This is a genomic window from Bowmanella yangjiangensis (assembly GCF_017255015.1).
In the GTDB taxonomy this organism is placed as follows: domain Bacteria; phylum Pseudomonadota; class Gammaproteobacteria; order Enterobacterales; family Alteromonadaceae; genus Bowmanella; species Bowmanella yangjiangensis.
Window position 1 is genome coordinate 1 of the sequence record NZ_JAFKCS010000521.1, and the last position, 536, is coordinate 536.

Genomic DNA, 536 nt, shown 5'->3' on the forward strand with positions numbered 1-536 from the left:
CCTGTGCCCGCAACCAGGGCTCGGCGATGATTTCGGTCAGGCGACCGCTGCGGGCGGCGGCGGCCAGCACCACGTCACCGACCATGCCGTTGCCGCCTTCATAGTCGTGAAAGGTCAGCGGCGGGGCGTCGGGCAGGTACAGCTTCACCGGCCCTGCTGCCGCTGCACAGACGGCAGCGCACAACGTCAGGACAAACAGCAGGTGTTTGAAATGAGGCACGGTGAACATCCTGTTGTTCAGTGGAGAAACAATAGACGCAAGCGGCTATTACCCTGGGGTCCGTGAGTCTCCGTGACTGGCAGGTGTTGCGGCCGGGCAGGTGCTCGTCGGGAAAATGGCGTCATTATAATGAACAAATATGCCTGAAGGCTAATTGCCATTATTCGGTGCGCTCGCCTGTGTTGCGCGAAGGCTCTGGCACGGGGATTTGCCGGCATTCGCCCGTTCGGCTGGTGTGTTCGCGCCGTGCTGCGCGTTGCAGACTGATGCGGGATTTCAGTTCTGCAACTGCGCCAGATCGCGATACAGCTCCAGT

Annotated in this window: 1 protein-coding gene; it reads right to left on the reverse strand. The window is 60.8% G+C overall.

Annotated elements, in window-relative coordinates; translation table 11 throughout:
* Window positions 1–229 (reverse strand): hypothetical protein (locus J0A65_RS25455; RefSeq protein ID WP_206597004.1); only part of this gene is annotated, 229 nt, incomplete at its 3' end.
* Window positions 230–536: the final 307 nt, after the last annotated feature.